General features: G+C 38.8%; 22 protein-coding genes. 15 read left to right on the plus strand and 7 right to left on the minus strand.

Going from position 1 to position 24723, the window contains the following annotated elements; genetic code table 11:
- Position 1 precedes the first annotated feature (1 nt).
- Positions 2-1153: a BT_3928 family protein gene (locus tag EZ444_RS21975; RefSeq protein ID WP_131611389.1), complete on the minus strand. Its 1152-nt coding sequence runs from the start codon at positions 1151-1153 to the stop codon at positions 2-4.
- Positions 1153-1695 (minus strand): DUF1599 domain-containing protein, encoded by a 543-nt coding sequence (locus tag EZ444_RS21980; protein WP_131611390.1) that lies wholly within the window; start codon positions 1693-1695, stop codon positions 1153-1155. Before EZ444_RS21980 ends, EZ444_RS21975 begins: the two co-directional genes overlap by 1 nt.
- A 72-nt stretch (positions 1696-1767) precedes the next feature.
- On the opposite strand from EZ444_RS21980, the gene folP reads away from it, so the two are divergent.
- The 3 genes from folP (at position 1768) to EZ444_RS21995 (ending at position 5943) form a co-directional block, all read left to right on the plus strand.
- Positions 1768-2634 carry a dihydropteroate synthase gene (gene folP / locus EZ444_RS21985; RefSeq protein ID WP_131611392.1) on the plus strand — a complete coding sequence of 289 codons (867 nt, stop codon included), beginning with the start codon at positions 1768-1770 and terminating at the stop codon, positions 2632-2634.
- A gap of 61 nt (positions 2635-2695) precedes the next feature.
- Positions 2696-3487 (plus strand): diadenylate cyclase CdaA, encoded by a 792-nt coding sequence (cdaA, locus tag EZ444_RS21990; RefSeq protein ID WP_131611394.1) that lies wholly within the window; start codon positions 2696-2698, stop codon positions 3485-3487.
- Between the two features lie 95 nt (positions 3488-3582).
- Positions 3583-5943, plus strand: coding sequence for an ATP-binding protein (locus EZ444_RS21995; protein WP_131611396.1), 2361 nt, complete (start codon positions 3583-3585; stop codon positions 5941-5943).
- 57 nt (positions 5944-6000) lie between these two features.
- Here the strand turns inward: EZ444_RS21995 and EZ444_RS22000 are convergent, their stop codons facing one another.
- The gene (locus tag EZ444_RS22000; protein WP_090782897.1) at positions 6001-6411 is read right to left on the minus strand and encodes a BrxA/BrxB family bacilliredoxin; all 411 of its coding nucleotides are present in this window, start codon (positions 6409-6411) and stop codon (positions 6001-6003) included.
- A gap of 207 nt (positions 6412-6618) precedes the next feature.
- On the opposite strand from EZ444_RS22000, the gene EZ444_RS22005 reads away from it, so the two are divergent.
- Positions 6619-6927: a hypothetical protein gene (locus EZ444_RS22005; RefSeq protein ID WP_131611398.1), complete on the plus strand. Its 309-nt coding sequence runs from the start codon at positions 6619-6621 to the stop codon at positions 6925-6927.
- 71 nt (positions 6928-6998) lie between these two features.
- Entirely contained in the window at positions 6999-8315 is a 1317-nt protein-coding gene (gene ahcY, locus EZ444_RS22010) for an adenosylhomocysteinase (protein WP_131611400.1), read from the plus strand.
- Positions 8316-8396: 81 nt separating this feature from the next.
- Here the strand turns inward: ahcY and EZ444_RS22015 are convergent, their stop codons facing one another.
- A complete protein-coding gene (locus EZ444_RS22015) occupies positions 8397-9971 on the minus strand; it encodes a mechanosensitive ion channel family protein (RefSeq protein WP_131611402.1) in 1575 nt (524 codons plus the stop codon).
- A 23-nt stretch (positions 9972-9994) separates the two neighbouring features.
- Between EZ444_RS22015 and EZ444_RS22020 the strand changes: the two genes are divergently transcribed.
- From EZ444_RS22020 to EZ444_RS22035, 4 genes are all read left to right on the plus strand, one after another.
- Positions 9995-10714: a pyridoxine 5'-phosphate synthase gene (locus tag EZ444_RS22020; protein ID WP_131611404.1), complete on the plus strand. Its 720-nt coding sequence runs from the start codon at positions 9995-9997 to the stop codon at positions 10712-10714.
- 84 nt (positions 10715-10798) lie between these two features.
- Positions 10799-13675, plus strand: coding sequence for an aminomethyl-transferring glycine dehydrogenase (gcvP, locus tag EZ444_RS22025; protein ID WP_131611405.1), 2877 nt, complete (start codon positions 10799-10801; stop codon positions 13673-13675).
- A 74-nt stretch (positions 13676-13749) separates the two neighbouring features.
- Positions 13750-14343 carry a YceI family protein gene (locus tag EZ444_RS22030; RefSeq protein WP_131611407.1) on the plus strand — a complete coding sequence of 198 codons (594 nt, stop codon included), beginning with the start codon at positions 13750-13752 and terminating at the stop codon, positions 14341-14343.
- Between the two features lie 142 nt (positions 14344-14485).
- A complete protein-coding gene (locus EZ444_RS22035) occupies positions 14486-14881 on the plus strand; it encodes a response regulator (RefSeq protein WP_131611409.1) in 396 nt (131 codons plus the stop codon).
- Positions 14882-14887: 6 nt separating this feature from the next.
- Here the strand turns inward: EZ444_RS22035 and EZ444_RS22040 are convergent, their stop codons facing one another.
- Positions 14888-15652, minus strand: coding sequence for an MBL fold metallo-hydrolase (locus EZ444_RS22040; RefSeq protein ID WP_131611411.1), 765 nt, complete (start codon positions 15650-15652; stop codon positions 14888-14890).
- 143 nt (positions 15653-15795) lie between these two features.
- On the opposite strand from EZ444_RS22040, the gene recJ reads away from it, so the two are divergent.
- The 4 genes from recJ to EZ444_RS22060 all read left to right on the plus strand — a co-directional run bounded on the left by recJ (position 15796) and on the right by EZ444_RS22060 (position 20293).
- A complete protein-coding gene (gene recJ, locus EZ444_RS22045; protein WP_131611413.1) occupies positions 15796-17502 on the plus strand; it encodes a single-stranded-DNA-specific exonuclease RecJ in 1707 nt (568 codons plus the stop codon).
- Positions 17503-17511: 9 nt separating this feature from the next.
- Positions 17512-18246 carry an LPS export ABC transporter ATP-binding protein gene (lptB, locus tag EZ444_RS22050; RefSeq protein ID WP_131611416.1) on the plus strand — a complete coding sequence of 245 codons (735 nt, stop codon included), beginning with the start codon at positions 17512-17514 and terminating at the stop codon, positions 18244-18246.
- Positions 18247-18267: 21 nt separating this feature from the next.
- Positions 18268-19776 carry a GH3 auxin-responsive promoter family protein gene (locus tag EZ444_RS22055; RefSeq protein WP_131611418.1) on the plus strand — a complete coding sequence of 503 codons (1509 nt, stop codon included), beginning with the start codon at positions 18268-18270 and terminating at the stop codon, positions 19774-19776.
- Between the two features lie 88 nt (positions 19777-19864).
- Complete coding sequence (locus EZ444_RS22060) at positions 19865-20293, plus strand: CBS domain-containing protein (RefSeq protein WP_131611420.1); 429 nt, start codon at positions 19865-19867, stop codon at positions 20291-20293.
- A 75-nt stretch (positions 20294-20368) separates the two neighbouring features.
- On the opposite strand, the gene EZ444_RS22065 is transcribed toward EZ444_RS22060, so the two are convergent.
- A complete protein-coding gene (locus EZ444_RS22065; protein WP_131611422.1) occupies positions 20369-22414 on the minus strand; it encodes a M13 family metallopeptidase in 2046 nt (681 codons plus the stop codon).
- A gap of 48 nt (positions 22415-22462) precedes the next feature.
- Positions 22463-22921, minus strand: a complete 459-nt coding sequence (locus tag EZ444_RS22070; RefSeq protein WP_131611424.1) for a GyrI-like domain-containing protein — start codon at positions 22919-22921, stop codon at positions 22463-22465.
- A 120-nt stretch (positions 22922-23041) separates the two neighbouring features.
- Here EZ444_RS22070 and EZ444_RS22075 point away from each other — a divergent pair, with 120 nt between their 5' ends.
- Positions 23042-23650, plus strand: a complete 609-nt coding sequence (locus tag EZ444_RS22075) for an RNA polymerase sigma factor (RefSeq protein ID WP_131611426.1) — start codon at positions 23042-23044, stop codon at positions 23648-23650.
- 69 nt (positions 23651-23719) lie between these two features.
- Positions 23720-24709, plus strand: coding sequence for a FecR family protein (locus tag EZ444_RS22080; protein ID WP_131611428.1), 990 nt, complete (start codon positions 23720-23722; stop codon positions 24707-24709).
- The last annotated feature ends 14 nt before the right edge of the window (positions 24710-24723 follow it).

Genomic DNA, 24723 nt, shown 5'->3' on the forward strand with positions numbered 1-24723 from the left:
GTTATTTACTAAAATACATATCTGCAAGTTTATCAAAAGAAGGCACCGTATTGTAATGCCATTTGTTGATCACCACCCCATTTTTAAGTAACATTACGCCAGGGTTTGACCTAACCATACTTTTTAAAGGTACAGCATCGCCATAAAACACTTCAGCAAACAACTTCATACGTTTGCTAAATACATCTGCATCACTGGCGGAGTTTGAAGTTAACAAAACCGTTCTGATATTAAACTGCTCAGCAGCATTTAATGCCAGGGCATTAAGCTGAGCTATGGCATTCTCATTGGTTTCTTTTAAATTGTAGGCTACAATAACCAGATTATAATAAGGATTCTCTATGAGTTCTTTGGTATAATCGGTACCTGAAGCATCAGAAATCAACAAATCTTTGATCTTAGGTTCATATCCTTTTTTTACCAAAACCTTATCTGGGTCACCTACGATTTCCCAGTTCTCGTCCTTCCATATCTCCGTTTTCAGGTAATCTTTATCACTCATCACCTTCTTTTCACCCGTCTTCTTGTTCTGCATTTTGTACATAATGGCGTACTCATCACCTTTTTCTCCTTCAGGGATTTTCATCAACTGAGGTAGGTTTGCACCTATTTTATACGGTAAGAAATCTAAAACAGGCAATGCGCTGTAAGTAAACACGCCAAATAAGGTAGAAGCCAGTGTTACAAAAGCAAATAACCCCTGCTGCACTTTCAAATTTGTAGTAACAGGTTTGATCAAGTCGTGATTGATGAACAAATAAACGATCAATACCAATAGCACAAGGTCTTTAGAGAAGGATTGCCATGGGGTTAAAGGAATGGCATCCCCAAAACAGCCACACGATGTAACCACTTTAAAAGCGGCAGATACAAAAGTTAGGAAGGTGAAAAAGACAATCACTGCCAGTAATCCGCCAGTTACTTTTTTGCTCCAAAATCCAAATAGCAACAATGCACCCAATACAATTTCAAATACACAAAGCAGTATGGCAATTTCTGTAGCCATACCACCCAAAAAAGACATATGGAATACATCGAAATACTCTTGCAATTTATAGCCAAATCCAAGTGGATCATTGGCTTTAATTAATCCAGAAAAAATAAAAAGGACACCAACAAATATCCTCGAAAAGTTTAATGTAATCTTTCTCATTACTGAACGCCCAATTTAATCAATGCAAAAACCGCATAATTTAACATATCCTGGTAATTGGCGCTCACACCTTCTGATGCTAATGTTTGTCCTAAATTATCTTCTATCTGTTTTACTCTAAAGATTTTCATTAAAATCAGATCCGTTAACGAGCTAATGCGCATATCCCTCCAGGCTTCACCATAATCGTGGTTTTTATTGAACATCAATTCCTTGGTTTCATTTACTTTTGTATCGTAAGCGGCCTCAACGGCTTTCAATTCCATTTCCAAAGGATCATGCTCGCTCAAATCCAATTGCATCATGGCAATTACACAATAATTAATGATGCCAATGTATTCGGAAGTGATGTCTTCCCCTACTTTAGATACTTTTTTCTCTTCTAATGTGCGAATGCGTTGCGCCTTGATGAAAATCTGATCGGTTATAGAGGCCGGTCTTAATATTCGCCACGCGGTTCCGTAGTCTTTTGTTTTCTTTAAAAAAAGCGATTTGCAAACTGCGATAACAGCGTCGAATTCCTGAGATGTATTTGTTGCCAAAACAATTAAAATAATAAGTTCAAAACCCGTTTCAATACAACCCCTTTTTTATCTAAGTTTGTACTCGAAACAATGGCTAAAGATACATTTTTAAACCGAAAGACCACACTAAACCTAAAAGGTAAGCTGGTTGATTTAAGCACTCCCGCTGTAATGGGAATCTTAAACCTTACCACTGATTCGTTTTATAGTGAAAGCCGCATCAGCTCCGTTGAACTGGCGCTACAGCGTGCCCAAAGCATCATAAATGAAGGTGGCCTGTTTATTGATATTGGAGCTTACTCCTCCAGACCTGGGGCGGATGAAGTTAGTGAAGCAGAGGAAGTAGACAAAATTGTTACAGCTGTAGCAGCCATTAGCGAGGCTTTTCCAGATGTATTTCTGTCGATTGATACTTTTCGTGCCAAGGTTGCCCGGGCAGCAGTTGAAGCCGGGGCACATATCATAAACGATATCGCCGCTGGCAATATGGATGAGGACATGTTTGAAACTGTGGCGGACTTAAATGTTCCTTACATCATTATGCACATGAAGGGAACGCCTAAAACCATGCAGCAGCATACCAACTACCATCATATGATGTTGGAAATGACCTGCTATTTCTCTGAGAAGGTAGATAGGCTTAAAAAATTAGGCGTAAAAGACATCATTCTCGATCCTGGCTTTGGTTTTTCTAAAACGCTTGACCAAAATTATGAGTTATTGCAGCATATGGAAGACCTCAACATTTTTGAACTTCCTGTTCTTGCCGGCCTTTCGAGAAAGTCTATGATCTATAAATTTTTAGGTGGCGGCCCTGAACAAGCATTAAATGGCACTACAGCCCTCAATACCATCGCCTTATTAAAGGGCGCTAACATTTTGCGTGTTCATGATGTAAAAGCAGCAGCCGAGTGCATAGCCTTGGTTGGAAAGACACAAGAGCAACAATATGGCTAAAAAATTCCTAACTTGGCAGTAGTTAAGCTGATGCATTTTTGCAAAACAACAATTAGACACATTGAAAACACTTGAATTCGATTTCTTAAAGATTACCGTTACAGATGCAGTAGACATAATTCTTGTTGCGCTTATCATATATTACATTTATAACCTCATCAAAAATACCCTTGCCGTAAATCTTTTACTGGGTATGGTGATTATACTGGCGATACATTGGATAGTAGATGCGCTGCACATGAGCCTACTTTCCGGTATTCTCAATCAATTTATGAGTGTGGGAATTATCGCGTTGATCGTGATCTTTCAACCCGAAATACGTCGGTTTCTATTACTCATTGGAAAGAATACCTTTTTACAGCAAAACAAGGCATGGTGGGGATATTTGTTTGGCAGCAAAAACATCGAACAAAACAACCTGATTAGAATTAAGCCCATTATTGATGCCTGCAAAAGCATGAAAAAGTCGAGGACAGGTGCCTTAATTGTATTTGTCAAATTTTACGACGACCAACTTTTTGCCAATAGCTGCGAGCTCATCGACTCTAAAATATCAAAGCGCTTACTAGAAAGTATTTTCCAGAAATATAGCCCCCTTCATGATGGCGCCGTTGTTATTGCTGAAAATAAAATTAAAAGCGCGAGCTGTATCCTTCCCCTAACCGATAATGATAAGCTACCGCCACAATTTGGTCTGCGCCATCGCGCCGGCATCGGCGTGTCGGAAACCACGGACGCAGTTGCCGTTATCATATCAGAAGAGACGGGTGAAATTGCCTATGCCAAACAAGGAAGAGTACGAATGAATGTCTCATTTGGAGAGCTTGAAAAATTACTGAATAAGGATTTCTAATTTCCTTGCTATAAACTTCTTAATCACCATACATTGGCGTCAAAATCATTAATCAATTAATTCAATATCATTAACTAAGTATTTCAATAATTCTTTTGAAGATAAAAAAGTATATATATAGCACACTACTGGTACTTTACTGCTTCTCAAGTTCCATTTTTGCAAAATCTCAAGCAACAGCTCCCCTTGCAAAAAATGGTGTAATAGACCTACGAGATCAATTGTTAGACCATAAAATTGCACTTAATGGCGAGTGGTTATTCTATTGGAATGAATTTTTAATGCCTGATAAACCTGAGCTAAGCCCAGGAAAGCTGGTCAATTTTCCTTTTATGTGGACAGACGAAATAAATGGTAAAAGCTTTCCCTCTAAAGGTTTTGCAACTTACAAGCTGACCATTTTGCTCCCTAAAAGCGACAACCCTTTAAGAATTGCGATGCCCGAAGTTTACAGCGCCTACCGTTTGTTTGTTAATGGACATAAAATGGCATCCAATGGGCATGTGAGCACAACTGCTAAAGATTTTGTCCCCTACTGGGAATATAAAACAGTAGAGTTACCACGTAACGCAGATACCTTAACCCTATTGCTACAGATCGCAAACTTTACACATAGCAAGGGCGGCATTAAAAAAGCGATGTGGATAGGAGATAAAGAAGATATTATTCTAAAAAGGAAACAATCAGAAGCTATTGATTTATTGCTAACTGGTTGCCTGATCATGGGTGGATTTTTCTTTTTAGGCCTTTATTTAATGGGCAACAGAGATAAAGCCATTTTATTATTCGCCTTATTCTCGATAGTTTATAGCTACAGAATTGTCGGAATAGACAACTATGAACTCCATACGGTTTTACCCCATGTCAATTGGTACTTAACAGTACGCCTTGAGTATTTAACGCTGTTTTTAGGCATAGGATTATTTGCCTTGTACACGCGCTACCTTTACCCGGCCGAAGTGAATATTGATATTATAAGAGCCTTTTGCTTACTCTGTTTTGGTTTTTCTTTAGCGGCACTTTTCTTAGCCCCGATCTATTTTACTCAATTAATGAATCCCTTTCTTGCAGTGATGATATTCTGCCTGGTCTATGTGCCTTATGTATATATGTTGGCCTACATCAGGAAAAGGCCCGGAGCCATTTATACTTTGATGAGTTCATTTGCACTGATGCCGGTTTTCGCTATATCGCTGTTTCACTACTGGTCAATAATCCCTCAATTCCAATTACTTAGCTTCCTTTTCTACATTAGCTTTTTCTTTCTTCAATCACTTATACTTTCACATCGGGTTTCATTTAAATTGAAAAAGGCGAGAGTTGAGGCAGAACAAGGATTAAAAGCAAAAAGTGAGTTTTTAAGCACCATGAGTCATGAGATCAGAACTCCGTTAAATGCAGTTATTGGCATGAGTCACCTGCTCTTAAAAAATACCCCCAGGGATGATCAAAAAGAGCAATTGGATGTAATGCTTTTCTCTGCAAACAATCTGCTATCGATAGTAAATGACATTTTAGACCTCAATAAAATTGAAGCAGGAAAAGTCTCCTTTGAGCGCATTGAGATGGATGTAGCTTCCATTGCTGGGAATATTGTTTCAGGACTACAGGGGGCAGCAAATGATAAGGGTATTGGCTTGACACTAAATGTCGACACGGACCTAAAAAACAGACTACTGGGCGACCCTACCCGCCTATCTCAGGTGATTACCAACTTGGTACACAATGCTATAAAATTTACAAACCATGGCTTTGTACAGGTAGGCGTAAAAGTGATTGCGCAAACGGATGATACTATAACGCTAAACATTGAAGTTACAGATACGGGTATTGGCATATCAAAGGATAAACAGCGTGTTATTTTTGAAAGGTTTACACAAGCCGACTCTTCTACCTCCAGAGGGTTCGGTGGAACTGGTCTGGGCTTATCTATTTGCAAACGCATACTAGAGCTTCAAAACTCATCCCTAAACCTGGTTAGTTACGTAGGAAAAGGATCTACATTTTATTTTGTACAGACCTTTGATAAGAGCCTAAAAACGCTAGAGCTTAATAAACTGGAACAATTACCAAATGAAAGTGACCAGCTACTTACTGGTATCCATATCTTACTGGTTGAAGATAACCTAATGAATGTGCTTGTGGCGCAAAGATATCTAGAGCGCTGGGGTGCAACTATAGATGTTGCATTAAATGGTCAGGAAGCATTAGACAAACTCGATGTAAACAAGCATCAATTGATATTGATGGATTTACATATGCCAGTAATGGATGGTTATGAAGCTAGCACCAAAATGCGTCAAAATGGGGTTATTACCCCTATTATTGCACTTACGGCCAACTTGCCTGAGGAAATAGAATTAAGGGTAGCGGAGGCTGGGATTGATGACATCGTGATCAAACCGTTTTTACCTGATGAATTGTACAGGAAAGTTTTACACCATCTTTCTTACTAAATAAAAAAAGGGCAATCTTTTCAGATAGCCCTTTTCATAAATCTTTCGTTTAAACGATTAGCAATACTGATCGAATGCACCGATCAAACTATCTGCAATCATTTGTGCCGGGCGACCTTCAATCTGATGACGCTCGATCATATGAACCAACTTACCATCTTTAAATAAAGCCATTGCTGGTGATGAAGGAGGAAAAGGCATCATATAACCTCTTGCTCTATCTACTGCTTCTTTTTCCATACCTGCAAAAACTGTAACCAGTTTATCAGGATGTTTTTCATTAGCTGCTGCCAGTCTTGCTGCCGGGCGCGCGTTTGCAGCGGCACAACCGCATACAGAGTTTACAACAACAAATACAGTTCCTTCGCCACTGATAGCGTTATCAACATCTTCTGCCGTTTTTAATTCTTCAAAACCTACTTTAGTAAGTTCTGCACGCATTGGTTCTACTAAATATTCTGGATACATATGCTTTAAGTACTTTTATAATTCCTATTTGAATATACAAATGTACAGCACTTGTAGTTAGCATCAAAGGTCTAGCGGGTTATGGAGATAGTTTTTACCATTAAATTACTTTGAACGGTTAGTTAACGACCTGCTGCACCATTGCTATTTGGAGGAGAAAGTATACCTTTAAAATTCATTCTGAAAAGCATAAATTAAACTACAGAGATGATGAATACTAAAACCCAGCCCCTGTTCCGCCTAGAAATGGATCCTAATAAATTGGACTCAAAAATTAAAAGCTTTGAATACAATGGAAATCATTATCTATATGTATGCCATTTGAATGTGTATTCAACAAAAGCTGCAGGACACCACGATGATCGTCCAGACCAGGTTAAGTATTTGATAAAAAGCTTTTATGGCAAATATCTTGACGAAATAGTTCCTCTTAAGGATTTTGAAGCTAATAATTTTTATGAAAAACTAGCGGAAGATATTGACGCTCATTTGATTTCAATAGAGGGAAGTTATTAATTCCAAAAATGCTTTTTTGTAATTGGCAAAGGAATGCCGTAAATTTGCACTTCATTTAAACAAAAAAAAATATGTCATCAGTAGAGACAACTTACGTTCCTTACAAAGTTAAGGACATTTCACTGGCAGAATGGGGCCGCAAAGAAATCGGATTGGCAGAGGCAGAAATGCCGGGCTTAATGTCATTACGTGAAGAATTCGGACCATCAAAACCTTTAAAAGGTGCCCGCATTGCAGGATGCTTACACATGACCATCCAGACTGCGGTTTTAATTGAAACATTAGTAGAACTTGGTGCTGAAGTGACTTGGTCATCTTGCAACATTTTCTCTACACAAGACCATGCTGCTGCTGCTATTGCTGCTGCAGGTATTCAGGTTTACGCCTGGAAAGGTTTAGATGAAGAGAGCTTTGACTGGTGTATCGAGCAAACTTTACATTTCGGTCCTGAGCGCCAGCCATTAAACATGATCTTAGATGATGGTGGTGATTTGACTAACATGGTATTCGATAGATTCCCTGAACTGATTGCTGCAATCAAAGGTTTATCTGAAGAAACCACTACAGGCGTACACCGTTTATATGAGCGCATGAAAAATGGCACTTTGCATTTACCTGCAATCAATGTAAACGATTCAGTTACTAAATCTAAATTTGACAATAAATACGGCTGCCGTGAGTCGTTAGTTGATGCGATCCGTCGTGCTACTGACGTAATGATGGCTGGTAAAGTTGCTGTTGTAGTAGGTTATGGTGATGTAGGTAAAGGTTCTGCAGAATCTTTAAGCTCACAAGGTGTACGTGTAATCGTTTCAGAAATTGATCCGATCTGTGCACTACAAGCTGCAATGGAAGGTTATGAAGTTAAAAAATTCGCTACAGCTGTTAAAGAAGCTGATATCATTGTAACCACTACTGGTAACTGTGATATTGTTCGTGCTGAGCACTTCAAAACCATGAAAGACAAAGCGATCGTTTGTAACATTGGTCACTTCGACAATGAGATTGACGTTGCTTGGTTAAACAAAAACTACGGCAATACTAAAATAGAAATCAAACCTCAAGTAGATTTGTATACTATTGATGGTAAAGACATCATTTTATTAGCTGAAGGTCGTTTGGTAAACTTAGGTTGCGCAACTGGTCACCCTAGTTTTGTAATGTCTAACTCATTTACAAACCAAACTTTAGCCCAATTAGAGCTTTGGACTAACACAGATAAATATGAGAACAAAGTATATGTTCTTCCTAAATATTTAGATGAGAAAGTAGCACGTTTACATTTAGCTAAAATTGGTGTAGAACTTGATGTTTTAGATCAACACCAAGCTGATTATATCGGTGTTCCAGTTGAAGGTCCGTTTAAACCTGAAGCTTACAGATACTAACCGTAACAACGGATACTAAATCTGTTAAAAATAGAAAAGGGATGCAATTATAAAATTGCATCCCTTTTTCATTAAAATTATTTATGCTTTCTCCGGACTCACAACAGTACTGGCATTCCCATCTCTGATCGCCTGATAATGAGGAGACATAATCTCCACACCCGCTGTATCAAATGCAGTATGAATGTTTTTATGAATTTCGGAATAAATAGCCGGCATCCGTTTAGGATTACTGATATAAGCATTCAATTGGTACGACACGTACCAATCTTCCAAACTTGTCTGCAACACAAAAGGTTGTTTTTCTTTAACTACCCCTTCCGAAGCCAAAGCTGCATTGATCAGCAATTCATGCGCTGTAGCCCAGGGAATATCATAGCCCAACGTAACTGTAGTATGAACAATTAGGCCATCCTGTGCAGCCAGACTACTATAATTTACAGTATTCCCATTTAGTATCGCACTATTGGGAATGGTGATCACCTCATTTTTAAAGGTTAAGACACGCGTTACCAACAGGGACTTCTCTTGAACAGCCCCAGTGGTTTCGCCAATCTTAACCACATCGCCAATCCTAAATGGCCTCATATAGGTGATAACCATCCCGGCAACACCATTACTAATCGCTGATGAAGACCCAAATGAGATCAGTACTCCTAAAAACACAGAAACACCTTTAAATATCTCAGAATTTGAGCCTGGAATAAAAGGCCAAATCACCACAATCATAAATGCATTTAGTACGATCTTCACAATGTTATACGTTGGCTTCGCCCAATCTGGGTAAAACCCATTGATCTTTAATCGCTCGGCGGCAATCTCATTAGAGAAAAACCGAATCACTTTTTTTATATAGTGAAAAACGACAACTATCACTGCTATGGTAATTAAATTGGGGATGAAGTCGATTATTGCGCTAAATATATTTTTTAAAGGATTAAGTACAAATCCGATCAAACTATCACTCCAGGGCTTGGTCCATGGAAAGAGCCGGAATACAATAGGAAGGGTAAGGTAAACCAGGATAAATATGACGACAATCTTAATCAGGTTCAATACCTTTTTGATCAGGAAGAGCTCATTTTTAGAGTTAATCAGCTCATAATTTTTAATCTTAAAGCCAGAAATTCTGGCATGAAGCTTAACACGCAACCAGGCATTAAACCGGTTTGAATACTTATTTAAAAAATAGATACACATCACCATAATGGCAATGATGAACAATCCTAATGCTCCTCGCTTTAATAACTCTGTGACATCTGTATCCTTTTTATATGTACTTATGTTCTCAGCAACAATATCTCGATAAGCCTTAGCCATCACCTCTTGATCCATTCTTACCGAGTCGGCATCTGTCTTCGATAAACTTAACAGCACATCACCCTTGTAAGCAATATCGATCAGCGCCGAGTCTTTCACTGTGATTAATGAATCTGACACAAAAAGCAGGTCTTCGGACAGCGCGACTACTTTCGCAGAGGTTCTTTCGGCCCTTTCGACGGCAGACAAAGAGCCTAATTTATTTTTAACAAAAAACAGCGTATCTGAATGAGCAATAACAGGATACCCTTTAAAAATACTTTTGGTTTCTTGAGCGTAGCTGATGTTGTAAACACTGATAAAGGCAATAAAAACAAATAGAGATCGTATGGACATAGTTATTTCTTTTATATTTGTGCATGGCACATCTATCAGTAAATATCAACAAAATAGCTACGCTTCGCAATAGCCGAGGTGGCAATAATCCGGACCTTGTAAAAGTAGCTTTAGATTGTGAGCGTTTTGGCGCTGAAGGAATAACGGTACACCCACGACCTGATGAAAGGCATATTCGCTATCAAGATGTTTTCGATTTAAAAGCCGTAATTGCTACAGAGTTTAATATTGAAGGCAACTGCAGAGAGGAAAAATTTGTAGATCTTGTTTTGGCAAACAAGCCTGCTCAAGTAACCTTAGTGCCAGATGCAGATGGACAACTTACCTCTAATCACGGATGGGACACCATAAAACATGCAGCCTATTTAAAAGAAATGGTTAGCTTATTCAAATCGGCAGGCATAAGGGTCTCTATTTTTGTAGATCCGGTTGTAGAAATGATTGAAGCTGCTGCTTTAACCGGGACAGATAGGATTGAGCTATACACCGAAGCTTATGCACATAATTATTACGACAACAGAGAAAAAGCAGTTTTACCTTATGTTGCAGCGGCACATAAAGCCAATGAACTTGGCTTGGGCATTAATGCAGGGCACGACCTTGATCTGCACAATCTGAAGTATTTTGCTCAAAGTATTCCCGGCTTACTTGAGGTCAGCATTGGTCATGCATTAATCAGCGATGCACTTTACTTAGGCCTTGAAAACACCATACAAATGTACCTGCAACAATTGAAGCATTAATACATAAAAGTTTTATGAAGTCTTTTTGACTGAAGCTAAGGGTATTTTTTATTACCTTTGCGCAACTTTTTATTCATAGACTTCATGAGCTTAAATATTCATTACAAAGAGGACTTTAAAGACCGTCACATTGCACCTAATACACAGGATGCCAATGAAATGTTAAATACCATTGGGGTAGGTTCTATTGACGAACTGATTGCACAAACTGTACCACAAACAATCAGGTTAAAGCAACCGTTGAATTTGCCTAAGGCTAAATCTGAAAAAGATTACCTTGTAGCACTAAAACAAACAGCTTCTTTAAATAAAGTTTTCAAATCTTATATCGGCCAGGGTTACTATGACACCATCACTCCAGGTGTCATTTTGCGTAATGTAATGGAAAATCCAGGATGGTATACACAGTATACGCCATACCAGGCTGAGATTGCACAAGGCCGTTTACAGGCCTTGTTAAACTTCCAGACTACGGTGATCGACCTTACCGGAATGGAAATTGCAAACGCATCTCTTTTAGATGAAGGTACTGCTGCTGCTGAAGCTATGTTTATGCAATACAGTCTGCGTAAAAATCAAGGGGCTACAAAATTCTTTGTTTCTGAATTGTTGTTCCCTCAAACTATAGATATTCTAAAAACCCGTGCTAATCCTTATGGCATCGAGTTGGTAATCGGTGATCACCAATCATTTGAACTTAGCGATGAGTTCTTTGGTGCCATCATCCAATATCCTGCTGGTAATGGTGAGGTATTTGATTATACCGGCTTTGCACAAAAAGCACATGATAAAAACGTTAAAGTTACTGTTGTAGCTGATCTATTAAGTCTTACTTTGTTAACTCCTCCGGGAGAATGGGGTGCTGATGTTGTAGTGGGTACTTCACAACGTTTTGGTGTACCGATGGGCTTTGGTGGTCCACATGCAGCCTTCTTTGCGACTAAAGACGAGTACAAACGTTCTATCCCAGGCCGTATTATTGGTGTAACGATAGATAGCAACAACAATTACGCTTTGCGTATGGCTTTACAAACTAGAGAGCAGCATATCCGCAGAGATAAAGCAACCTCTAACATCTGTACTGCACAAGCTTTATTAGCGATTATGGCTGGCTTTTATGCTGTTTACCACGGTCCTAAAGGCTTAAAACTAATTGCTGAGCGTACACATGGACTGGCTGTTACCCTAGCTAAATCACTAGAAAAATTAGGATATAAACAACTTAACAAAGCATATTTCGATACAATCCAATTAGATCTGGGTGATCTTGCTGGCTCTATCCACAGCGAATGCTTAAACAATGAAATCAACCTGCATTACAATGGCAGTATTGTTACCATAGCTTTGGATGAAACTACTTCGGCTGAAGACATTCAATTGTTAACCAAAATATTTGCAAAAGTAAAAGGCGTTGCTGCTGATGCAGTAGAAATGGATGATCAAAACGTGGAGACTGTAATTCCTGCGGCCTTACAACGTACATCTGATTACTTATCGCACCCAATATTCAACACGCATCGTTCAGAACATGAAATGTTGCGTTACATCAAATCTTTAGAAGCAAAAGATCTTTCACTTTGCCATTCCATGATTGCTTTGGGTTCATGTACCATGAAACTAAATGCAACTACAGAAATGATCCCAGTTACCTGGCCAGAGTTTGGTAAAATACACCCGTTTGCACCAGCAGATCAGGTTTTAGGTTATTATACGGTCTTTAATGAATTGGATAAATGGTTAAGCGAAATTACCGGTTTTGCCGCAATGAGTTTACAACCAAATTCAGGAGCACAAGGTGAATATGCAGGTTTAATGGTGATCAGAGCTTACCACAATGATCGTGGTGATGCACACCGTAACATTGCCTTAATTCCTTCATCGGCGCATGGTACTAATCCAGCTTCTGCTGCTATGGCAGGAATGAAGATTATCATTGTTAAATCATTAGAAAACGGAAACATTGATGTTGCTGATTTAAAAGCTAAAGCTGAAGAACATGCAGCAAACCTTTCTTGTTTAATGGTAACTTACCCTTCTACACATGGTGTATTTGAGGAAAGCATTATAGACATCTGTAACATCATCCATGAGAATGGTGGACAGGTTTATATGGATGGTGCAAATATGAACGCTCAGGTTGGTTTAACTAGCCCAGGTAACATTGGCGCTGATGTTTGTCACTTAAACTTACATAAAACATTCTGTATCCCTCACGGTGGTGGCGGTCCAGGTATGGGCCCGATTGGTGTAGCAAAACACCTTGTTCCTTATTTACCAGGACATGCTGTGGTAAACATTGACAATGGAAAATCTATTCATGCTGTATCCTCTGCACCATGGGGTTCAGCGTCTATCTTAATCATTTCTCATGCTTATATTGCTATGATGGGTGCAGATGGCTTAGCCAATGCTACCAGATATGCCATATTAAATGCGAACTATATGAAAGCGCGTTTAGAGCAACATTACCCAGTATTATATTCTGGAGCTAATGGACGTTGTGCGCACGAAATGATCCTGGATTGCAGGGGCTTTAAAAACTACGGAATTGAAGTGGTTGACATTGCTAAACGCTTAATGGATTATGGTTTCCATGCGCCAACTGTATCTTTCCCTGTGGCTGGAACCTTAATGATTGAGCCAACAGAGAGCGAGCCTAAGCATGAGCTTGATCGTTTCTGTGATGCTTTAATTGCCATCAGAAAAGAAATTTCATCGGTTGAGCAAGGTGACCTGAACAAAGTAGACAATCCTTTAAAAAATGCACCACATACAGCAGCTGTAGTTACAGGTGATGAGTGGAACCATGATTATAGCAGACAAACAGCAGCATTTCCGTTGCCTTATGTAGCAGCTTACAAATTCTGGCCATCTGTGGGTAGAGTTAACGATTCATTTGGAGACAGATCACTGGTTTGTGCATGTCCGCCAATTGAAAGCTATATGGAAGAACAAGTATAATTAGTTTTTCATCGGCTAAACCTTTTGATATATTTACTTTCTAACTATATCAAAAGGTTTAAAAACGTAAAACAATGAAAATAAAACTCAGCTCGGTAGCATTACTTGTATTAGTAATCATTTCATCGGCTTTTATAGCCCCTGTATTAAAACCTGTTACTTATAAAGTTGATGTAGAGAAATCTTCACTAACCTGGACAGGTAAAAAATTAACTGGCAGTCATAATGGAACAATCGATCTTCTGTCAGGAAGCCTTCAATTTGACGGCAAAAAACTAGCAGGCGGAAATTTCGTGATCAATATGACTACCATAAAAGATGCTGATAAAAGTGCCAATCTGGAAAAACACTTAAAAGCCGATGATTTTTTTGGTGTAGATAAATTCCCTACCACTACTTTTGTGATTAAAAAAATTACTGCAGGAACTGGAAATATTGTAAACGTAACCGGAGATTTAACAATTAAAGATGTTACAAATTCAATTACTTTCCCTGCTCTTATCGCCTGGAATGCTGATGGTTCAGTAAGCGCTACTGCGGATAAGATTACGATTGACCGTACAAAATATGGCATTAAATTTAGGTCTAAAGGTATGTTTCCTGATATAGGTGACAAAATGATCTATGATGATTTTGATCTTTCCATAAAACTAATAGCCACGAAATAAGTTCTCTAGCGAAATAAAAAAGCCATTATTAGTAATGGCTTTTTTTTATGATAAAATAAATGTTTGCTACATAAACAATTTACATACATATTTCATAACTTTATAGGAACACCAACTTTGTGGCAAGGGGCCAATCAACTTTATGATGGATAATAAAATTAACCTTCTCGTTATTGATGACGATGACATTAACATCTTTATCATCAAAAAGATAGTTGAAAAGACGGGCTATAATGTCAATATGGTAGCCAAAGCAAATGGCCTCTTAGCTATTGAACATTTAAAAGCTACATTTGGTCATACCGACTTTCCGCAACTTATTCTTATTGACATTAACATGCCGGTATTGAATGGTTGGGAGTTTCTGGACGCCTATGAAGCCCTAAACGTGACCAAAAAAGTAGATATGTATATGCTTTCTTCTTCGGTATACGAGAATGATATAGAGAAAGCAAAAACCTATGCAAAGGTGAAAGGGTTTATTTCTAAACCCTTATCTATAGAAAGATTAATTGAACTTTTTAAGTTACTGGCTTAGCCAAGACTACGAAATCTTAAACTGTCCGTCTGTTAGGCTAACATAACCTGTGGCTCTGCTTTTTCCATGATAGAACAGGCAATTCCAGTTTTCGGCAGCAGCCCTTATTCCAAACTCTTCCCTTAATTCCATCGCTTTCCGTCCGTCAAAGTCGTACTTAGCTATAAATTTCCTTAACAGTTCTTCAGGTTCAGGCAATACATCCCCGCCAAAAAACACCTTATCAACTCCATCATCCAGTAAGTAAACCTGATGAAAAGGAGTATGAGCTCCAGTCAATTCGTAACTAATCTCATCCGTTAACTGTCCAGAACCTTCGATAAAAGTAAGCTGCGCATTACGTTGAAGAAATTCGAATATCTCTGTCTTGTAAGAGGAAGACTTATTGGTAAAGGCGCTCTCCCATTCGCCACGTTGAATGACATAATTGGCATGCGGAAAGCTCAACTCTATCTTACCTCCAAGGTGATGAATCATGCCTCCAGAATGGTCAAAATGTAAATGAGACATCAGTACCATATCCACATCCTCGGGATCAAACCCTGCTTTTTTAATGTTCTCATGCAAAATCAATTGTCCCTTATCATTACTATACCCAAGCCCGGTATCAAATAGGATCAATGAATTATTTAATTTTACCAAAAAGGGCTGCACATGAATAAACAAAGATGCGGGACGACTTTTAGGATCATCTGTCTCCGGATTAAAAGGGACAAACTTCTTATCCGCAGCAACAGAATAAGAACCTTCGTATAAAGTGAAAACTTGCAATGGCGTAGTTATTTTAAGCAGAAATTAAATGATATATTTACGAATCATTGCAAAGATATGGAACCTGCATGAACTTCCGGTTCATAAATAACAACTATACGGTCATGCAAAATTCATAACGATTGATAAACAAACAGATAACAATGAAGAAAAGATGGGTGCAGGCTGTCCAAGGAAATCCTGAAACAACAGACTTGCTTGCACAAAAATTAAATATAGATAAGAGCTTAGCACAAATTTTGGTACAAAGAGGCATCTCATCCTTCGATGATGCCCGCGAATACTTCAGACCTGAGCTAGCCAAACTGCACGATCCTTTTTTAATGAAGGATATGGACAAGGCTATTGAGCGGATAGATACCGCGCTAAACAAAGACGAGAAAATACTGATTTATGGTGATTATGATGTTGATGGAACAACTTCTGTAGCCCTGGCATTTAGTTTTTTTAACCAGTTTACAGATCGCATCGCTTATTACATCCCCGACCGACATAAAGAAGGCTATGGAATTTCTACTACAGGTATAGATTATGCAAAAACCGAAGGATTTAGTTTAATTATTGCTCTTGACTGTGGGATAAAATCGACAGATAAAATCGCTTATGCAAATACCTTAGGTATAGATTTTATCATTTGCGACCACCATTTACCTGGTGATGAACTACCTGAAGCTATAGCCATTCTGGACCCTAAGCGTAAAGATTGCCCCTACCCTTTTAAAGAACTAGCCGGTTGCGGTATTGGCTTTAAATTGGCACAGGCTTATTGCATCACACATCAATTACCAGCAACGCAATACGAAAGATATATTGACCTGGTGATGGTGAGTATTGCCGCTGATATTGTTCCTGTAGAAGACGAAAACCGGATATTGGCCTACCATGGATTGATTAAGCTAAATACAGCCCCATGTATGGGCTTAAAGGCATTGATGGACATATCAGGCAAGAACAAGGATTATACACTTACTGATGTGGTGTTTACCCTTGCTCCCCGCATCAACGCTGCCGGAAGAATGGACCATGCAAATCAAGCCGTTAAAATGTTGTTGTGTACCGAAGACAATCTGGCCCTAGAACAAAGCTTACTTATCAATTTACAAAATACAGATCGTAAAACATCAGATCAGAGCATTACCGCTGAAGCTTTGGCTTTAATTGGTGAATGTGAGATCCTGGTGGGTAAAAAAACAACTGTTGTATATCACGAAAGCTGGAATAAAGGAGTAATTGGGATCGTTGCTTCGAGACTAACAGAAACCTATTATCGCCCTACTGTTGTGCTCACAAAATCAAATGGCTTATTAACCGGCTCTGCCCGTTCTGTAGCAGGATTTGATTTATATGAGGCCTTATTGGGCTGTGTGGATCTGCTGGTGCAATTTGGGGGGCATAAATTTGCCGCTGGCTTAACCATGAAGCCAGAGCATATTGAGACTTTTGCAGACCGCTTTGAAGAGATTGTAAAAGCTACAATTACAGATGACCTGCTTTGTCCTGAAATAAAGATTGACAATGAAATTCGGCTTTCGCAAATAGATGGAAAGTTTCAGCGTATTATTGCGCAAATGGCCCCATTTGGCCCGCATAATCCGGCGCCTATATTTGTGACAAATGACGTAACTTTTGTAGGACGCCCATTTGTGGTAGGCACAAAACATTTAAAATTAACCATAAAACAACAAAATTCCCCTATTTTTGAATGTATCGGATTTGGGATGGCAGAAGAATTTGAACCTTTGCTACAACCAAACCAACCATTTTCCGTTTGTTATACAATTGAAGAGAATGTTTGGAAGGACCAAAAACGCTTACAGTTAAATATTAAAGGAATAAAAATCAATAATTAATATATATAAATGATATTAAGAGCTGAGCATCTAATAAAAAAATATAAGCAGCGTACCGTTGTTAACGACGTTTCGTTTAGTGTGAGCCAGGGAGAAATTGTTGGTCTGCTAGGACCAAATGGAGCAGGGAAAACAACATCATTTTATATGATTGTTGGCTTGATTAAGCCTAATGAAGGCACGATTTTTTTAGATGACGAAGACATTACTACCGACCCAATGTATCGCAGGGCGCAAAAGGGAATTGGTTATTTGGCTCAGGAAGCCTCCGTATTCAGGAAATTATCTGTAGAAGATAACATCATGGCCATTTTAGAGATGACCCAATTGAATAAGGAAGAACGTCATGAGCGACTAGAAGAGCTAATCAGTGAGTTTAGCTTACATAAGGTGCGTAAAAATAGAGGCGATCTACTTTCGGGCGGAGAAAGAAGGAGAACAGAAATCGCAAGGGCACTTGCTGCAAACCCCAACTTTATCCTCTTAGATGAGCCTTTTGCCGGTGTCGATCCCATTGCAGTTGAGGAGATCCAGACGATTGTAGCTAAACTCAAACAAAAAAATATAGGAATATTGATTACAGACCATAATGTTCAGGAAACTCTGTCTATTACCGATAGGGCTTACTTACTTTTTGAAGGTAAAATCCTCGAATCAGGCACGCCAGAAGTCCTTGCTGCCAATGAAATGGTAAGAAGGGTGTACCTGGGTTCTAATTTCGTGCTTCGTAAAAAAAACCTTTAATCCTTATTCAAAATCCAACGCATGGCAATTGTAAATTCAATTTTCACCTGGTATATGAAAAAGCGAGTTCATCAGATCGAGCTTTTTATGAAGTACCCACATGATGTACAGGAAGAATGGTTTCATAAACTGATTTCCAGCGCGGAATATACAGAATGGGGATTAAAATACGATTACCAGTCAATCCTTAGCCCGCAGCAATTTAAAGAAAGAGTACCCATACAAAACTATGATACCCTAAAGCCTTACATTGAACGTATGCTTAAGGGGGAACAAAATATTCTCTGGCCTTCGGAGATTAAATGGTTTGCCAAATCATCAGGCACAACCAGCGACAGAAGTAAATTTATCCCAGTATCTGAAGAATCTTTGCAGGAATGCCATTTTAAAGGCGGAAAGGACATGTTATCCATCTTTTGCAACAACAGGCCCCACAACCAGATTCTTACAGGAAAAGGCTTGGTATTGGGTGGAAGTCACCAGATTAATCAGCTGAATGAAGATTCTTTTTACGGTGATCTTTCAGCTGTACTCATCAAAAATCTGCCGGTATGGGCCGAATACTACCGCACGCCAAACATTTCTATTGCCCTGATGGACAATTATGAAGAAAAGATGGAAAAGATGGCAGAGGCAACGATAAAAGAGAATGTAACCAATATTGCCGGAGTACCTACCTGGACCATCGTTCTAGCCAAAAAAGTTTTAGAAATAACTGGCAAAAAACATTTATTGGAAGTATGGCCAAATCTTGAACTTTACATACATGGTGCCGTTAACTTTAAACCTTACAGAGAACAATTTAAAGAACTGATTCCATGTAATGACATGTATTACCTGGAAACGTATAATGCCTCGGAAGGCTTTTTTGGCATACAGGACGAAGTAAATTCTGATGAAATGCTATTGATGCTGGATTATGGAATTTATTACGAATTCTTGCCTTTAGAGCAACTTGAGGACGAGCATCCTCGGACACTATCACTTGCTGAAGTGGAGTTGAATAAGAATTATGCGATCATCATTTCTACCAATGGTGGCTTATGGCGCTACATGATTGGAGATACTGTACAGTTTACCAACCTTTCTCCTTACCGCATTAAAATTACCGGTCGAACCAAGCATTTTATCAATGCTTTTGGAGAAGAGGTTATTATTGACAATGCAGAGCAAGCCATTTGCAAAGCTTGTACCGAAACAAATGCGGTTTTTAAAGATTATACCGCCTGCCCGATCTATTTTAAAGGAGAAGAAGTAGGCGGCCACGAATGGATCATAGAATTTGACCAACAGCCAAATGATTTTGAAAAGTTTGTAGATGTGCTGGATCAAACGCTAAGGGACGTGAATTCTGACTACGATGCAAAGCGATTTAAAGATCTTGCGCTGCGCAGACCCAAAGTCCATAATGCACCTGCAAATACATTTTACAACTGGCTAAAATCGAAAGGAAAGCTAGGTGGGCAACATAAAGTACCGCGACTGGCCAATGACAGAAAGTATGTAGACGATATCTTATCGATACTTTAGCCAAACTACTATTTTTATTGTTTTTATAAGTGATGTTGTGATTCTGTATTTTTTTAGTTAAATTTAATTAGCTAAATATGAATCTCTTATGAAGACTGTAAAACAACTACTCAACACCAAATCGGTTCAAATCTTCTCAATAACCGAACAATCTTCTGTGTTAGACGCCCTGAAGGTAATGATGGAAAAGAACATTAGTTCCCTACTTGTGATGGACGAAGGAAGTCTAAAAGGTATTTTTACGGAAAGAGATTATGCCCGAAAGATTATCCTACATGGTAAATCTTCTGCCGAAACTTCTGTACAAGAAGTCATGACAGCAAACCCAATTACAGTATCAACTTCAGATACCATTGAGTTTTGTATGGGTATCATGACTGATAAACACATCAGGCATTTACCAGTAATGGAGAACGATCAACTACATGGGATGGTATCTATCGGAGATTTGGTGAAATTCATTATCGAAGATCAGAAACAAACCATTTCTCAATTGGAAAGCTATATCACCAGTTAAACACGACGACTATACAAAAAAGGGTCTGTGTCACGCAAAATGATACAGACCCTTTTTACTGGACTATTAAATCCCTTACCAGATTTTAACCCTTTTATCAGGGGCAAGATATAATGAATCCGTAGGTTTCACATTAAATGCAGTATAAAATTCAGGTATATTCCTTACCACACCATTCACTCTAAATTTAGCAGGCGAATGCGGATCGGTACCAACCTGATTTCTCAAGTTCTCCTCAGTAGATTTATTCAACCAGGCCTGTCCCCAGCCAATAAACACTCTTTGTATGCCAGTAAACCCATCCATAACCGGAGCTGGTTTACCATTCAAACTCGCGTTATAAGCTCTTAATGCAATGCTTAAACCACCAAGGTCACCAATGTTTTCGCCTAGTGTAAACGCTCCATTTACGCTCAAATCAGGAAAAACTTTAAAGCCATTGTATTGGGCCACCAATGCGCTGGTTCTTTTCTTAAACTCTTCAGTGTCTTTCTTAGTCCACCAATTGCGCATCACACCATCACCATCAAAAGTACTACCCTGATCATCAAAACCATGGCCAACCTCATGTCCAATTACCGCACCAATACCGCCATAATTTACAGCATCATCAGCATTCATATCAAAGAATGGTGGTTGTAAAATTGCCGCTGGGAATACAATTTCATTCATTGGCGGATTATAATATGCATTTACCGTCTGCGGAGTCATGCCCCACTCAGATCGATCAACAGGTTTACCCAATTTATTGATGGTTCTGTTGTATTCAAATTCGGTTGCACGTAACTGATTTCCATAAAGGTCACCCTTAACCACTTTCAAAGTGCTGTAATCTCTCCATTTATCAGGATAACCGATTTTAGGCGTAAACTTACTAATCTTCACCAAAGCCTGCTTTTTAGTCTCCGGACTCATCCAGTCAAGCTCTTTAATGCTAGATTCATAAGCTTTTAAAAGATTCTCCACCAATTTCAACATGCGCTCTTTAGCTACCGATGGGAAATGTTTCTCTACATATAACTTACCCACCATTTCGCCAAGATTGTCATTTACCACATCTACCGCTCTGCGCCATTGTGGCTTCATTTCTTTAACCCCTTTAAGCGTTGTTGCATAAAAGTTAAAGTTTTCTTTATCCAATGCCGTATTTAAGGAAGTCGCAGCGCCATGAATCACGCCCCATTTCAAATAGTTTTTCCAGGTGTCAATTGGCGTGTTTTTCAAAATTGCAGTCAGGTCTTTAGTGTAAGCCACCTGCGTTACCACTAAGCTATCTACACCTTTAATACCACCATCAGCAAGCAAAGTATTCCAATCGAAATCAGCAAGTAGCTTATTCAGATCCTTAACCGCATACTTGTTGTATAAAGCTGCCATATCTCTGGTATCTTCCTTTTTCATATGCTTAGCAGCAAGTAAGGTTTCCAAAGCCATGATTTCTTTTGCTTTCTTAGCAGCATCAGGTATTCCAGCAATCTTCAACATATTTTCGATATGCAAAACATACTTGTCGCGGATCTCCTTTGATTTTGCATCAGTAAGCAAGTAATAATCCCTGTCAGGCAAGCCTAAACCACCCTGCCAGCTATACAACATATATTTTTTGGGATCTTTGAAATCTTCCATCACCCCAAGACCGAAAGGAATTTTAAAGCCAATCTTATTCGCATAAGCAAAATAAGCGGCAAGATCTTTATTGGATGTAAGTGCATCAATTTTCTTGAATTCTGGAGCTAAAGGTGCCAAACCAATCGAATCGCGCACTTTCATATTCATATAGGAATCAAAAAAGTCACCGATCTTCTGTTCTTCCGAACCATCTTTCGAGTTACTTTTTGCAGCTGTTTCAATAATAGCTTTTACATCATCCTGTGTTTTATCCGCTAAAATAGCCATTGCACCAAAAGACGCCTTATCCGAAGGAATTTTAGTGCTTTTCATCCAGGTGCCATTAACATATTCTGTAAAGTTATTGCCTGGCACCGCAGTGGTATCCATGTTTTTAAGGATAATCCCAGACTGAAGTTCGCCCGTTTTAACGTCGGAATTACTGCAGGCAGCCAGGAATAAGATTGTTCCAGCGAGTGCCGGAATCCCTATTGATCTGTTTATTTTTACCATAAGTTATGAGTTAGTATATTCAAACTTAGTAAAAATTTAAAGCTCTGATTACTTAACTGCCAGATAAATATCAACTTCTGCATCTTCCGGATTTCGGGAACGCTCTCCGTACACCTCAAAATCAGCCGTATACGCTCTTGGAATCTCAGCATTCCAGATTTCCAGCCATGCATCGAATACCGCACCTTGCAATAAATTTCCTTTAGCAGTACATTTCATATATGGTCCTTCTTCAATTAACAACCCTGAAAAGCCTTCGGGGATATGATCCAGGTTTTCTACCTTGTAACCAATCAACGTAGTATAGGGTTGTGTATAATCACCCTCATAGGCAGTGTACACGCTGTAAATATCGTCACCTATCCTTCCAGGTATTTTTGCAGAAATATCAGTTGCCCAAAACCTTGCCCACAATTCAGGGATATCTTTTGCCGCATGCCCTTCAGCATTGCTAGTTCGTACTGTAATTCCTATAACAGGAAATGATCTGAGTGTTTGCTTTTCCATTTTTCGATGATTTATGGAGCAAATATAGATCGGGCTGTGACAACCCTATGTCAGTCATCTATTACGCTCTCATTTTTTTGTATAGAAAAATTTATTTAACATTGAGCGCAATAGAGCTCCATGTTTACAGACCAATCAGATATTCCTGAAAATCATACGCTGCTGACTAAGCTCAGAAATGGCGATGAATTGGCATTTGCACAAATCTACAACCAGTACAGGAGCAAAATGTACCTTTATGCCTACAATCTGTGTAAGTCGTCTGAAACTGCAGAAGAGATTGTTCAGGAAGTTTTTATCAGGTTATGGCAAAAGAAAGAACAGATCAATACCGATTTAAACTTTAGTGCCTACCTCAAAAAAATCACCCTAAATCACGTCCTCAATCATCTTAAAAAGGTAGCGCGCGAAAAAAGTCTGCAAGATGAAATATTCCATTACATTGAAACCATCCGTAATACGACAGAAGACAATCTACTGGAAAAAGAACTGCTAAAAACCTACGATGAAGCCATCGAGAACCTGCCTCCTCAAAAAAAAATCATCTACCAGATGAGCCGTAATGAAGAGATGAGTCATGATGAAATCGCTGAAAAATTGAACATTTCAAAAAATACGGTAAAAAACCATATGGTAGAAGCCACAAAATTCATCCGCAGTTATGTAAATAAACATGGAAGCATTGTTTGCTTTATCATTGCTTCATCAAATTATTTTCGCCCGCACTAGTCCCCTCCCCTTTTTCAATTGTATTGTAATAAACGAGCTTCGTAAAAGGGCTCGCTAAATTATTAAACCGTGGAAGAAAAAGAGCAATTAAAATACTTATACAGCCTATACCTGAACAACCAGTGTAACGCCACAGAACTTAAACAATTCTTTGACTTGCTAAATAAAAGCAATACAGATCTGGAACTACTGGCTTTAATGTCCAACACCTGGGATCAAACGAATGCTTTGCCGGAAGAAGGTTTAATTCCTCCATTCCTAAAAACAGAAGCTCAACAAGTAAAATTACACCCTACCAGGAAGCCCTACCTTGGTTTACAAAAATGGATTGGTGTTGCAGCATTGCTCCTACTATTTACAGGCGCATATTTTTACCGGTCAGCCATTACCCAAATATTTAACACGGCCCCAAAATATCAGTTAGCCGCAGCTTCAAACCAACGTAAACAATTACAACTCGCCGATGGCACCAAAGTATGGCTTAGCCCAAACAGTAAATTAAGCTATCCTGATAAATTTGAAGGAGCCGAAAGATTGGTATCACTTGATGGTGAAGCTTTCTTTGAAGTAAGCCATGACACCAAACATCCATTCATCATAAAAAGTGGAGAGGTAAGTACAACTGTACTGGGTACCAGTTTTAATGTTAGCGCATACGCTCGACAACATACTATCGATGTAACACTGGTTACAGGAAGAGTAGCTGTAGCCCTAAATACCGAAAACAATACCCAGCGAGATACAATAACGGCCAATCAAAGAATTACCGTTGATAAGATGACATCAAAAATCACAAAGCTGAACTATCCTGATGCCTCAACCTTCCTGAGCAAGCGATTAGGCTTATATGAATACAAAGGAGCAACACTTGAGGAAGTTGGCAGCGACTTAGAAAACCAGTACAACATAAAAATTCAATTGGATCAGGAACTGTCTTCGAAAGCATTCTATGGTAACCTGAACATGACTAGTCCATTAAATGAAACCCTAAATAAATTATGTATAGTGATGGAAGCGAAATGGAAAAAAGAAGGAGAACGCTATACAATCATAAAATAAACGCCTTTAAAAGG

Source organism: Pedobacter hiemivivus (assembly GCF_004331685.1).
Classification (GTDB): domain Bacteria; phylum Bacteroidota; class Bacteroidia; order Sphingobacteriales; family Sphingobacteriaceae; genus Pedobacter; species Pedobacter hiemivivus.